At 68.7% G+C, this 13,012-nt stretch carries 14 protein-coding genes; 4 read left to right on the top strand and 10 right to left on the bottom strand.

Annotated elements, in window-relative coordinates; all coding sequences use genetic code 11:
* Window positions 1–7 precede the first annotated feature (7 nt).
* The gene (locus ACWFRF_RS17270) at window positions 8–754 is read left to right on the top strand and encodes an acyltransferase (protein WP_379314147.1); all 747 of its coding nucleotides are present in this window, start codon (window positions 8–10) and stop codon (window positions 752–754) included.
* A 73-nt stretch (window positions 755–827) separates the two neighbouring features.
* Window positions 828–1,367, top strand: a complete 540-nt coding sequence (locus tag ACWFRF_RS17265) for a DUF1697 domain-containing protein (protein ID WP_452450850.1) — start codon at window positions 828–830, stop codon at window positions 1,365–1,367.
* A 35-nt stretch (window positions 1,368–1,402) separates the two neighbouring features.
* Here the strand turns inward: ACWFRF_RS17265 and ACWFRF_RS17260 are convergent, their stop codons facing one another.
* From ACWFRF_RS17260 to ctaD, 10 genes are all read right to left on the bottom strand, one after another.
* Window positions 1,403–2,644, bottom strand: coding sequence for a THUMP-like domain-containing protein (locus tag ACWFRF_RS17260; protein ID WP_452450848.1), 1,242 nt, complete (start codon window positions 2,642–2,644; stop codon window positions 1,403–1,405).
* Window positions 2,645–3,622: a class I SAM-dependent methyltransferase gene (locus ACWFRF_RS17255; RefSeq protein WP_101466273.1), complete on the bottom strand. Its 978-nt coding sequence runs from the start codon at window positions 3,620–3,622 to the stop codon at window positions 2,645–2,647. It lies immediately after the preceding gene.
* 216 nt (window positions 3,623–3,838) lie between these two features.
* The gene (locus ACWFRF_RS17250) at window positions 3,839–4,615 is read right to left on the bottom strand and encodes an enoyl-CoA hydratase-related protein (protein ID WP_452450846.1); all 777 of its coding nucleotides are present in this window, start codon (window positions 4,613–4,615) and stop codon (window positions 3,839–3,841) included.
* A 9-nt stretch (window positions 4,616–4,624) separates the two neighbouring features.
* The gene (locus tag ACWFRF_RS17245) at window positions 4,625–5,431 is read right to left on the bottom strand and encodes an NUDIX hydrolase (protein WP_378991538.1); all 807 of its coding nucleotides are present in this window, start codon (window positions 5,429–5,431) and stop codon (window positions 4,625–4,627) included.
* 211 nt (window positions 5,432–5,642) lie between these two features.
* A complete protein-coding gene (locus ACWFRF_RS17240; RefSeq protein WP_379312003.1) occupies window positions 5,643–6,479 on the bottom strand; it encodes an ABC transporter ATP-binding protein in 837 nt (278 codons plus the stop codon).
* A gap of 18 nt (window positions 6,480–6,497) precedes the next feature.
* Window positions 6,498–6,656: a hypothetical protein gene (locus ACWFRF_RS17235; RefSeq protein WP_378991535.1), complete on the bottom strand. Its 159-nt coding sequence runs from the start codon at window positions 6,654–6,656 to the stop codon at window positions 6,498–6,500.
* Window positions 6,657–6,796: 140 nt separating this feature from the next.
* Window positions 6,797–7,579: a peptidyl-tRNA hydrolase gene (locus ACWFRF_RS17230; RefSeq protein ID WP_452450843.1), complete on the bottom strand. Its 783-nt coding sequence runs from the start codon at window positions 7,577–7,579 to the stop codon at window positions 6,797–6,799.
* A gap of 110 nt (window positions 7,580–7,689) precedes the next feature.
* Window positions 7,690–8,115: a hypothetical protein gene (locus ACWFRF_RS17225; RefSeq protein WP_452450841.1), complete on the bottom strand. Its 426-nt coding sequence runs from the start codon at window positions 8,113–8,115 to the stop codon at window positions 7,690–7,692.
* Window positions 8,116–8,194: 79 nt separating this feature from the next.
* Window positions 8,195–9,424, bottom strand: a complete 1,230-nt coding sequence (gene serB, locus ACWFRF_RS17220) for a phosphoserine phosphatase SerB (protein WP_378991635.1) — start codon at window positions 9,422–9,424, stop codon at window positions 8,195–8,197.
* 81 nt (window positions 9,425–9,505) lie between these two features.
* Complete coding sequence (ctaD, locus tag ACWFRF_RS17215) at window positions 9,506–11,248, bottom strand: aa3-type cytochrome oxidase subunit I (RefSeq protein ID WP_379312006.1); 1,743 nt, start codon at window positions 11,246–11,248, stop codon at window positions 9,506–9,508.
* Between the two features lie 297 nt (window positions 11,249–11,545).
* Here ctaD and ACWFRF_RS17210 point away from each other — a divergent pair, with 297 nt between their 5' ends.
* A complete protein-coding gene (locus tag ACWFRF_RS17210) occupies window positions 11,546–12,349 on the top strand; it encodes a VOC family protein (RefSeq protein WP_379312007.1) in 804 nt (267 codons plus the stop codon).
* 186 nt (window positions 12,350–12,535) lie between these two features.
* Window positions 12,536–12,955, top strand: coding sequence for an AMP-binding protein (locus ACWFRF_RS17205; protein ID WP_452450839.1), 420 nt, complete (start codon window positions 12,536–12,538; stop codon window positions 12,953–12,955).
* Window positions 12,956–13,012: the final 57 nt, after the last annotated feature.

The raw sequence follows: 13,012 nt of genomic DNA, 5'->3' as shown, positions 1-13,012 counted from the left end.
GTAGTTCGTGACGAGCATGTGGGGCGCGCCGCTGAGCGCGCGCTGGCGTGGATCACGCCGCCGCGATCCGCAGCAGGCCCGATTTCTGACCAGGGATTCGCTGCGCTGGGTGCTCGCCAACCGCGCCTACACCCCCTGGTACCTGGTGCGTTACTACCGGTTGGCCAAGTTCCGCCTGGCCAACCCGCATATCGTGCTGCGCGGAATGGTGTTCCTCGGCCGCAATGTGGAAATCCACGCGACCCCGGAACTCGCGCGCATGGAGATCGGCCGCTGGGTGCACATCGGCGACGGCAACGCCCTGCGCTGCCACGAGGGCTCGCTGCGGATCGGCGACAAGGTGGTGTTCGGCAAGGACAACGTCGTCAACACCTACCTCGACATCGAGATCGGTGAGTCGACCCTGGTCGCCGACTGGTGCTACATCTGCGACTTCGACCACCGCATGGACGACATCAACATGCCCATCAAGGATCAGGGCATCGTGAAGAGTCCCGTGCGGATCGGCCCCGACACCTGGATCGCGGCCAAGGTGACCGTCCTGCGTGACACCCGGGTCGGCCGCGGTTGCGTGCTGGGCGCGCACGCGGTGGTGCGTGGCGATGTCCCCGACTACAGCATCGCAGTCGGCGCTCCCGCCAAGGTCGTGAAGAACCGCAAGGTCGCCTGGGATGCCAGTGCCGAGGAGCGCGAGGTCTACATGGCGGCGCTGGCCGACATCGAACGCAAGAAGAACGCCGCCGCTCAGTCCTGACTCCGGGGTGCTTCGCTGACACGGCCGCCGGATGCGATGGTTTCTGTCGGTGAGGGTCGGTACGGTCAGCGACGTGGAGAGCTATGCGGCGCTGCTGCGGGGGATCATGCCGACCAACCCGAACATGCGCAACGAGAAGTTGCGCGGGGTGTTCGAGAGGCTGGGCTTCGAGAAGGTCGCGTCGGTACTCACGAGCGGCAATGTCGTCTTCCGCACCGCGGACGACCCCGCCGACCTGGAAGATCGCATCCAGCAGGCACTCAACGCCGAACTCGGCATCCCGGGCGGCACCATCATCCGCAGCCGTCCCGAACTGCGCACGCTCCTCGACCGCGACCCCTTCGAAGGTCTCCCCCACGAACGCGGCTCCTATCTCACCGTCACCTTCTTCAAGACGAAGATGCGCGAGGCCGACACCAAGACCTTCGACGACGACCCCCTCACCCGCGTCATCGGCTACGACCGCAAGGCCCGCGCCTTCCTCACCGTCATCGACAACAGCACCGGCGCAACCCCTGACTTCATGGCCCGCCTGGAGAAGATCTACGGCAAGGACATCACCACCCGCACCTGGCTCACGGTGCAGCGCGTGGTGAAGAAGATGGAAGCCTGACTTGTGACCAGGTGCGGCCGGCTATAGGTGCGTTGTCAGCGGGTGGGAGCGACCGCTCGGCAGAGGAAGACGACACCGGCGCGGCCGATGCGGGTGATCACCAGGGTGTACGGCGTCGAGCCTCGCTGCTTGAGCTTCTTGCGAAGTCCATCGGGGTCGACGTCGACGCCGCGGATGAGGATTTCCAGGGAGCCGCAGTCACGGCGGTTCAATTCCTGGCGCAGGGTCTTCTCGCGGAGTTCGAAACGGTCCTCGATGCGGAAGCCCCGCATGCCCGCGGGGACCGTGTCGCCGGTGAGGTAGGCGATCTGTGGGTCCAGTTGCCAGAGGCCGTGTTTCGCGGCGTAGTGACGGACCAGGCCCGCGCGGACGACGGCGCCGTCGGGGTCGATGATCCAGTCGCCGGGGGCGCGGTCGGGGATGTCGTCGGAGGCGGCGTCGGTGAGCGTGGTCGCGCTGCCGTGGGAATTCAGGACGGTGGCGCGGCGGGTGACGCCGGGTTCGGTGAGGCCGGGCGACCAGAGGCAGGCTTCGCGGACGGCGCCGTCGAGGGAGACGATCTCCACCTCGCCGTCCCAGCCGAGGCGGTCGAAATCCAGCCCGGGTGCGGACTTCACGGCGATATCGCGGCCCGCGTAGGCGGTGAGCAGATCCGGAAGTGGGGGTTGGAGTTTCGCGGGATCGTAGGTGCGACGGCCGTCGGCCCGACGAGCCGGATCAGCGATGATCACGGTATCGCGCGTGGTCGGCACGAGAGCATCGGCCTTGGCCAACACGATGTTTCGGCTACCAGCCGCTGCCGGGGCGGCATCCGCACTGATCGCCGGGCCGCGATCCACCGCCGATACCGGCCCCACCCCGAGATTGTGGGCGGCCATGGCCAGGCGGACATCGTCGAGATCGCTACCGACCACCGCCGGACAAGCCGCGGCCAGCTCGGACAGTTCCGCGCCGATCGAGCAGGTCACGTCGTGCACCGCGCGGCCGGCCAGGCGGGTCGCCCGATGCCGGGCGACGAGCGCGGGCGTCGCCTGTTGCAGCGCGTCGTCGGTGAACAGCCATTCCCCTGCCGTGGGCAGCTTCACCACGGCCTTACGACGCAACCGCACCGTCTCGATCAAGGCGGGCGCGAGTGCACCGTGCGAACGACGCACCTGCTCGATATCGCGCAGGTGCGTCGCGGTCGTCAGCTCCAGCCGGTCGACCTCGGCGAGCGCGGCACGGCCTGCCGCGCTGCCGAGATAGGCGACATCGTCGCGGCCGAAGCGATAGCCCACCTACTTCTGCGCCGCGCCCGGCTTCACGCCGGTGATCATCGCGTTGTAGAAGAACTCGCGCGGCACGACCTTGCGCAGCACGTTCTCGTCCAGCCAGCTCAGACCCAGCCACGCGCGGTACTGCGCCAGGCGGTAGGGCATGGTCAGCTTCTCGTCGGGGACTGCGGCCTCGAAGGTGCGCACCGGCCAGCCCCACAGGGCGGCGGCGAGTTCCTCGGTGGTGGCCTTCACATCGACGGCACCGGCCGACTTCGCCATCTTCTCGAGATCGCTCGGGTCGAAGGTGTGCAGGTCGACGACGGCCTCGAGCGCGGCGGCGCGCGACGATTCGTCCAGTTCGGTCTGCGGACGACGCCAGCCCGACAGGAACGGCAGCTTGGTGATCTCAGTGGTCACCTTCCAGGTGGCCTGGCCGAGGCGACGGGCGTAGATGTTGCCGATGGTGGTGGGCTCACCGGCGAACACGAAGCGCCCGCCCGGCTTGAGCACGCGCAGGCACTCCTTGAGCGCCAATTCCACGTCGGGGATGTGGTGCAGCACGGCGTGGCCACACACCAGGTCGAAGGTGTCGTCGTCGTACGGGATGGTCTCGGCGTCGGCGACGCGCCCGTCGACATCGAGGCCGAGATGCTCGGCGTTGCGCAGCGCGACCTTCACCATGCCGGGCGAGAGGTCGGTGACCGAACCGGACTTGGCGACGCCACCCTGCATCAGGTTGAGCAGGAAGAATCCGGTGCCACAGCCCAGCTCGAGCGCACGCTCGTACGGCAGCGGAGCGGGGCCGACGGCGAGGTCGAACCGGCCGCGCGCATACGCGATACAGCGTTCGTCATAGGAGATCGACCACTTGTCGTCGTAGGTCTCCGCTTCCCAGTCGTGGTACAGGACCTGGGCGAGTTTGGTGTCTTTGCGCGCTGCTTCGACCTGGGCCGCGGTGGCGTGGGGGTTCGGCGCCGGGTCGTCGGGATGGACCGTCATGCAGGCCAGCCTAATATGTGCGCCCGGGCACGCCGCTGCTGGGACAAGAGACTGCTCTTTCCTGCACCCACGACCGGCCGCCGGGCTCCCGCGAGCGCGAGCCGCCATCGGACCGGACAGCCGGTTCGCACCGCCCCAGCGCGGGATGGCTGGGAGGTTACCCGGGTTCTCGCAACACCGGCCCGCACGAAGTTAACCCAGGTTCCGGCGGTGTTGCTAGTGACCTGTGAAGGTCGCGGCGTTCGGTCCTTCCGCGGCGAAGGTACGGGTGCCGGTGCGGGCGTCGTCGGTGTCGAACAGGGCCGACCATTCGGTGACAGCGGTGGCGTGACCGTGCGGCCCGGACTCGAAAACCGCCTTGGCCGCGGCGAGGGCGCGGGGTGCGGCGGTGACGAACTGAGCGGCCCACGCGCGCGCTGCGGTGAGGACATCGTCGGGCGCGACGACCTCATCGACCAAGCCGAGCTTCTCGGCTTCTTCGGCGCCGACGAAACGACCGGTGTAGACGAGATCCTTGGCCCGGCTCGCGCCGATCAGCAGCGAGAGCCTTCGGATGCCGGACAGGGGAATCAGGCCCGCTTTGATCTGCGGCAGACCGAGTTTCACGTTGTCGCCGACGATCCGGTGGTCGGCGCCCAGCGCGAGTTCGAGGCCGGCGCCGAGGCAGTAGCCGGTGATCGCGGCGACCGTCGGCTGCGGAACCCGCGAGAGGCAGCCGAGTGCGGCCTGGAGATCGGCGGCCATGGCGGCGGCCTGTCCGGCGTCGAGTTCGGCCAGCTCCGCCATCTCGTCGCCCGCGCTGAACACCCGCTCGTCGCCGTAGACGATCAGGGCCGAGACCCCGGGATGCTCGGCCACCGCGGCCGCCGCGGCCGCCACCTCACGGGCCAGCTGGGCATCGACAAGGTTCAGCGGCGGACGATCGATGCGCAACAGCGCGACGCCACGGGTGGTCGGCTCGGCGGGCAGCTCGAGGGTCACGAATTCGGCCATGGGAGCAACCTACCGGCCGCCGAGTGCACCCAATTGCGGCAGCTCGTCGAAATACCGTTCGTTGTCGGGGAAGTCCGACAGCGGACGCCCGCCCGCCCCCGGCGAGTACTTCGGCATGATCGGCTCGACGACGCGGTCGGCGGCCAGCGCGGCCGCGGTGTCGGCGAACCCGCACAGGGCGTCGAGCTGCGACCACGTCGGTGGCATCAGCACGTGTTCGCCTGCCCGCCAGCTCGCCAGGGCGTCCTGCGGTGTCCGCCAGGCCACCTGAGCGGCCTCGGAGGTGGCACCGTCGGCGATCTGGCCCTGCGGGAGCACCGCGACGAAGAAACGGGTGTCATAGCGGCGGGGTTCGGCCTCCGGCGTGATCCAGTTCGACCACGGGCGGAGCAGGTCGGCGCGTAACACCAGGCCCTCGGCCGCGAGGAAATCGGCGAGCGACAATTCGCGGCGCTCGAGCTTGCCGCGGGCCGCGCGATAGCGCGCCGAGTCGTCGACGACCGAATCCGCGGTCGGTCCGGCCAGCAGCACGCCGCATTCCTCGAACGTTTCCCGCACGGCCGCGGCGACGAGCGCCTGCGCGGTCTGTTCGTCGGTGGCGAAACGCTCGGCCCACCAAGCGGGTTCGGGGCCGGTCCAGGCGATGTCGGCCGTGCCGTCGGCGGCGTCGACGCCACCGCCGGGGAACACTGTCACCCCGGCCGCGAACGCCATCGCCTTGACCCGACGCTGCAGGAACACCTCGATACCCGCCTCGCCGTCGCGCACCAGCATCACGGTCGACGCGTCCCGCACGGAGACCCCGGACTCACTCATATCGTTCCTCTCCACCACCGAGCCACACGCCCGGCGACCACCGATCTGCCGACCGGACCGGCTGTCTCCTTCGAGCGCAGCCCTCTCAGCACCCTAACGCCCGCTTGGTCGACCGTGAGCCGGGATTCCCGGCGACCGGACGCCCAGCCAGGTCAGCCTGGGCGCCGGTGCGCGTAATCGGCGCCCGCGAGTCAGCGCGGCGAGCCGGCGCTCAGTTGCGGCGCCGGTGCCCGCCCGAACGACGAGCCCGCCGCGCGAACCACCGCCCGTCGACCCGGTCGAGCGCGATCGACTGGCTGAAGGCGTTGCTCAGATTCTCGGCGGTGAGTACATCGCCCAGGAGACCTTGGCCGACCACCTCCCCCTCCTTGAGCAGCAGCGCGTGAGTGAAGCCGGGCGGGATCTCCTCGACGTGATGGGTCACCAGCACCATCGCGGGCGCGTCGGGGTCGGCGGCGAGATCGCCGAGACGTTCGACGAGTTCCTCCCGCCCGCCCAGGTCGAGGCCCGCGGCCGGTTCGTCGAGCAGCAGCAGTTCCGGATCGGTCATCAGGGCGCGCGCGATGAGCACCCGCTTGCGTTCGCCTTCGGACAGGGTGCCGTAGGTACGGTCGGAAAGGTGCTCGGCGCCGAGGGTTTCCAGCATGTCGACCGCGCGTTCGGTGTCGATGTCCTCGTAGCGCTCGCGCCAGCGGCCGAGCACCGCGTAGCCGGCCGAGACCACCAGGTCACTGACCTTCTCGTCCACCGGGATGCGGCTGGCCACCGCCGCCGAGGACAGTCCGATACGTGGCCGCAATTCGCTGACGTCGACGCGACCGAGCGTCTCCCCCAACAGATTCGCGTGACCGGAGGTCGGATGGAGTTCGGCGGCGGCCATTCTCAGCAGCGAGGTCTTGCCCGCGCCGTTCGGGCCGAGCACCACCCAGCGTTCGTCGAGCTCTACTTGCCAGGAGACCGGGCCGACGAGGGTTCGGCCCGAGCGACGGATGGTCACATCGGAGAAGTCGATGAGCAGATCGGGATCGGGTTGCGACACGCGCTCCATCTTGGCCCACGCGGGCTCTCAGCGCAGCGACCGGCCCGTGCGAGATTCGTCGATCCTGGTCGTCGACGGGTCACCCGTGCTGCGAACCTCGCTGCGTAACATCCGCGCGGCGACGAAGGAGACCGGCACCGACAGCACAACCCAGACGATCAGGATCACCACAATCGTCGTCATCATCGCGGAACCTCCCTGTACCTCGACGTGCACGGCTGTCGGTTACGTATACCCGCGAGGCGCTGCCGCCACACCGCGTTATCGCGGCGAGTCGCGAAAACCGCAACCCAACCGCCGGATTCGCGTCGCGCGTGTCGCGGCGATCACTCCCGTGGCGGCACTGCGATCACCGTCATCGAACCGGGCGCCACCTCGGTGAAACCGGCGTCGCGCACAGCCACCGCACGACCCGCCGCCACCTCGTCCACCAACCCCGCCCACTGCTGTTCGCCGGCGTCGCGCACCGCGCAGCGGAATCCGCGGGCCGCCCACGCGGCCGCCGCGTCCACGGGCAACGCACCCGCCAGCAGCATGCTCGCGTGCCCGACCTGCGCCGCTGCCTTGCCCACCGACATCTCCAGCGCCGCGTTCACCCACAGCACCGGCGATGCCGGATCCGCCGGGCCCGGCTCGTCGTGGTCGAGATCGGTACCGCCGATCTGGAGTTTGCGGATGCGCTGATCGATCTCCCCGACCGGGCCGGGAACGAACGCACGGGCCTGCGCGCCGTCGACCTCGATCGTCACCCCGTCGACGTCTCCCGCGGCCACCCACTGCGCACCACGCGCCCGCCGGGCGACCTTCCTGATCCGCGACCGCTTCCACGCGAGGTACCGCGGCTCCCACTCCCCGCCGGGCCCCGAACGCGGGTCGAGGCACACCGCGACCGCCGCGGCGGCGGCCGCTGCCAGCAGTGCGCTGCGGGCGGGCGGGTCAGCCTTGGGGATGTGCAGCACCATCTGCATCGCCTGCACCATCGCCGGGTCGCCGGGGTCGCCGCCGCCGCCGTAGCCCTGCGCCAATTCCGCGTGCCGAGCGGCGAATTCGGCCGCCTCGTCGCGGACCGGGGCCTCGGCCTGCTCCTCGGTTTCCAACCCACTACCCATGCCACAACACCCGTTCGATCGACACCAGTCCGCCCGCCAGCCTAATAGCGCGGGCGCGTGGCCTTCCCGGGCCTTTCCCGGAGGCGAGCGTGGCCGCGCGCCGACCCGGCTCAGCTCACCCGGACATCCACCATGAAGGTCGGCTCGGGGCCGATCGATGGTTCGCTGGCCGGCCCGTAGGTGAACTGCAGCGAGGTCACCCCCCGCTCGATCGCCCGGAACGGCCACACCGTGGCGTTGCCCTCGCTGGTCGGCCCACCGTCGGCGATCAGGATGCCCTTCTCGGCGTTGACCATCCCCCACTCGCCGATCGACGCGGGATCCCGCGGCAGACGTACCAGCAGGCGCTGGCCCACCGTGGCCACCACCGTGCTGCCGTTGGCGAACAGCTCGATCGTCAGCGGATCAGCCGCGGACTGCGCAACGGCTGTCGGCTGGAGGGTGACGTCATACGGTTCGGTCTTGTCGCCACCGCATCCGGCGGTCGATCCGCCGAGCCCCGCCAGGGCGACCAGGACGAGAAATGACCTGCGCACAACAACCTCCCGGTGACGAGCGGTGACGACGTGCCTGTGCGGTCACTCTACGTCGGTGAGGTCGCGATTCCGCGTGACGCTACCGGCCGAGCAGCGGAACCCGTCGTACGCCACCGTCACGCGCGTCGGCCGCCTCCACCTCGTCGCGCGTGACGCCGAGGATGAACAGCACCGCGTCCAGGTAGGGGTGCGACAGCGCCGTGTCGGCCACCTCGCGCAGCGCGGGCTTGGCGTTGAACGCCACGCCGAGCCCGGCCGCGTTGAGCATGTCGATGTCGTTGGCGCCGTCACCGACCGCGACGGTCTGCTCCATCGGCACCCCCGCCTCGGCCGCGAACTTGCGCAGCGCGGTCGCCTTGAACGCCCGGTCGACGATCTCGCCGACGACCCGCCCGGTGAGCTTGCCGTCGATGATCTCCAGGGTGTTGGCCTGCACGAAATCGAGCTCCAGCTCGTGTGCGAGCGGCTCGATCACCTGCCGGAACCCACCGGAGACCACACCGCAGCGGAAGCCGAGCCTGCGCAGGGTGCGAATCGTGGTGCGCGCGCCCGGGGTGAGCTCGATCCGGTCGGCGACCTCCTCGATCACCGACTCGTCGAGGCCCTCGAGGGTGGCCACGCGCTGCCGCAGCGATTCGGCGAAGTCGAGCTCGCCGCGCATCGCGGCCTCGGTGACCTCGCGGACCTGGTCTTCGACGCCGGCGTGCGCGGCCAGCATCTCGATCACTTCGCCCGTGATCAGGGTGGAGTCGACGTCGAACACGATCAGGCGCTTGGCCCGGCGGGCCAGCCCGGCCCGTTCCACCGCGATGTCGACCTGTTCGGCGACGGCCACCTCGGCCAGTGCGGTGCGCAGCCGCGCGTCGCCTTCGTCGCTGGTGTCGGTCGCGGTGACCATCAGTTCCATCCCGGTCACCGGGTAGTCGGCGATGCCACGGATGGAGTCGATATTGGCGCCACCGGTGGCGAGTTCGCGCGAGATGGCGCTGAATGCCTTCGCGGTGACCGGGGCGCCGAGCACCACGACCGCGTGCGTGGACATCGGCGGCTTGCCGATCTGCGCGTCGACCGACACGTCGACCTGCATGCCGACGGTGTTCATCGCCTCTTCGAGCTCGTCCTGCAACGCCTCGGGGTCGTTGGGGCACGACACCAGCACCCCGAGGGTGAGTCGACCCCTGATGACCACCTGCTCCACGTCCAGCAAGCTCACCTGATGCCGGGACAACGTCGCCAGCAGCACCGAGGTGACGCCTGGTCGGTCGGGGCCGGTGACGGTCACGAGAACTGTGGTGTCGGCCAAGTCGATCTGCTCCGTTCGATTACCCACAAAAAGAGTGTGCACCCGCTGGTCACCCAGCAGGTGCACACCCTGTCGTTCGGTGGTGTCCTACTTCTTCGCGAGCGCGCCTTCGGACACGTGCGTGCTGTGCTTACCCGAGCCCCAGCCGACATGCGCCTCGGCCTTCATGCGCTCGACCATGTGCGGGTAGTGCAGCTCGAACGCGGGGCGCTCGGACCGGATCCGCGGCAGCTCGTAGAAGTTGTGGCGCGGCGGGGGGCAGGTGGTGGCCCACTCGAGGGAGTTGCCGTAGCCCCACGGGTCGTCGACCGTGACGACCTCGCCGTAGCGGAAGCTCTTGAAGACGTTCCAGATGAACGGCAGCATCGACGAGCCCAGGATGAACGCGCCGATCGTGGAGATCGTGTTCAGCGTGGTGAAACCGTCGGACGGCAGGTAGTCGGCGTAGCGACGCGGCATGCCCTCGGCGCCCAGCCAGTGCTGGACCAGGAAGGTGGTGTGGAAGCCGACGAAGGTGGTCCAGAAGTGCCACTTGCCCAGACGCTCGTCCATCATGCGACCGGTGATCTTCGGGAACCAGAAGTAGATACCCGCGAAGGTCGCGAACACGATGGTGCCGAAGAGCACGTAGTGGAAGTGCGCGACGACGAAGTACGAGTCGGTGACGTGGAAGTCCAGCGGCGGCGAGGCCAGGATGACGCCCGACAGACCACCGAAGAGGAAGGTCACCAGGAAGCCGATCGACCACAGCATCGGTGTCTCGAACGTCAGCTGACCACGCCACATGGTGCCGATCCAGTTGAAGAACTTCACACCGGTCGGGACCGCGATGAGGAAGGTCATGAAGGAGAAGTACGGCAGCAGCACCGCGCCGGTGGCGTACATGTGGTGCGCCCACACCGCGATCGACAGCGCCGCGATACCCAGCGTCGCGTAGACCAGCGTGGTGTAACCGAAGATCGGCTTACGGCTGAACACCGGGAAGATCTCCGACACGATGCCGAAGAACGGCAGCGCGATGATGTAGACCTCGGGGTGGCCGAAGAACCAGAACAGGTGCTGGTAGAGCAGGATGCCGCCGGTGGCCGGGTCGTAGATGTGACCACCCAGGTGGCGGTCGTAGGCAAGCCCGAACAGCGCCGCGGTGAGCAGCGGGAACGCCAGCAGCACCAGCACGGAGGTGACCGCGATGTTCCAGGTGAAGATCGGCATGCGGAACATGGTCATACCGGGTGCGCGCAGGCAGACCACGGTGGTGAGCATGTTGACGCCACCGAGGATGGTGCCCAGACCGGATACGGCCAGACCCAGGATCCACAGGTCGGTGCCGACACCGGGCGAGTGCAGGATGTCGGTGAGCGGCACGTAGGCCGTCCAGCCGAAGTCCGCCGCGCCGCCGGGGGTCACGAAGCCCGCGGTCGCCATGGAGGCGCCGAACAGGTACAGCCAGTAGCTGAACGCGTTCAGTCGCGGGAAGGCGACGTCGGGGGCGCCGATCTGCAGCGGCAGGACGATGTTGGCGAAGCCGAACACGATCGCCGTCGCGTAGAACAGCAGCATGATCGTGCCGTGCATGGTGAACAGCTGGTTGAACTGTTCGGGCGAGAGGAACTGCAGACCCGGACGTGCGAGCTCACCACGCATGAGCAGCGCCATGAGGCCGCCGATCATGAAGAAGCTGATCGCCGTCACCAGGTACATGGTGCCGAGCACCTTGGGGTCGGTGGTGGTGACCGCCTTGTAGAGGAACGAGCCCTTCGGACCGGTCCGGGCCGGATACGGTCGAGTCGCTTCCAACTGAGGGACTGGCCTGGGCTCTACCGCAGTCACTGATCCTCCTGAAGATGCCTGTACGTCACTCGCAGAGCCGGCCGCGCCTCGATGACGGACAGCAGCAGACATGCGTTGGAGTGAATCGTAAACCGTGCTGCCGCAGCATTCCGCGCGGGTCCTACTCTGTGTCGTATTCGGCGCGCCGTAGTTCGCGATCCCGATCTTCCTCCGCAGGTCGCGTGGGTGCAACGGTTGTCGGCGATGACTTTTCGGCAGTCGGCGCGTCATGATCGATGCCGACGCGCGAACATGCCAGCGTCTCTGACGCGCTACCCCTTCAGCCGAGGAGAAGTCATGTCGTTCAGCCCGAAACCCGGCGATCCCACCTGGGTCGACCTCTACACGACCGATCTCGACCGCGCGATCGCCTTCTACGGCGAGCTGTTCGGCTGGACCGCCGAACGCGGCGGCGAGGAATTCGGCGGCTACACCACCTTGCGCAAGGACGGGCGGGCGGTGGCGGGTGCGATGGGCCGCCACGACGATCCCGGCGACCCGTATCCGGACCGCTGGACCGTCTATCTGAACTCCCCCGATGCGCTGGCCACGACAGCCGCGGCGAGCGCGGCGGGCGGCAATGTGATCGTCGAGCCGATGGCGATCGCCGATCTCGGTGCGATGGCGGTACTGGCCGATGTCGGCGGAATCGGTGTCGGCGTCTGGCAGGCCGACACCTTCGCCGGCTTCGACGCGGTCGGCATCGTCGCGGACGGGACCTGGACCGACCACGTCGGCGTCCCGTCCTGGTTCGAGCTGATGACCCGCGCCTACGACGAGTCGCTGGTCTTCTACCGCGACGTCTTCGGCTGGCGCGACACCCTGACGATCGCCGACACCGCGGACTTCCGCTACACCACCATCCACACCGTTCCCCCCATGGGCGGCGGCGTTCTCGACGCCAACGGTCACCTCGCCGAGGGCGTACCCGGCTCGTGGACGGTCTATTTCGGCGCCGACGACGTCGACAAGTCCGCCGAACACGCGGTGGCCCTCGGCGGCACCATCGCCTTCGAACCGATGAACACCCCCTACGGCCGCCTCGCCGGCCTGATCGACCCCACCGGTGCGCATTTCAGCATCGGCGGAAACGCCCGCTGAGGCGAGCCCCACGGCGGTCGGCGGTGCGTGCACGAGGCCGCCGCCGGGGTTCGCCCACCCAGGGGTGGTAATCGATCCCCCTGGGAGTCGGTGCATCAACGCTGGGGTTGCTGTCGGATCCCCCTCCCGAAGACGAGATTAGAGGTGTACCCACAGACACCCGTCAAGCCTTCGAAGGGGAACACGATGAGCACCCTGGTCACCGCACCCGCCGACAACGTCATCCCGATGCGCAGCCGCTCCGGCGCGCCGGTCGCCGGTCACCTCGCCGACGCCGATCTGGACCGTTGGGCGAACCGCCTGGCCCGGCTGCTGCTCACCCGTGGCGCCGACGCCGGCGACCGGATCGCCCTCGCTGTCGACCCCCGGATCGAGTCGGTGGTCGCCGAGGCCGCGGTGCGCAAGATCGGTGCGATCCCGGTGTCGCAGGCCGAGGGCGCGTCCGCCGCCCCCGGCGCCGGATTCGGGATCACCACCAAGGCCCGCCGGGGCGAACTCGGCGGCAGCGCCGACTGGCTGGTGCTCGACGACCGCTCGACCCTGCAGCGCTATCTGGTCACCTCCGACGCGCCGCTGGCGGCCACGGAACTGCGCGCAGTCTGCTGAACCCATTCCGATGCGCTCGATACAGGTTCAGAATGAACATAGAGCGCAGTACGCAAC

It is taken from the genome of Nocardia sp. NPDC055165 (assembly GCF_053606985.1).
Note: the sequence above shows the minus strand (reverse complement) of the source record. Positions and strands in the feature narration are given on the sequence as shown.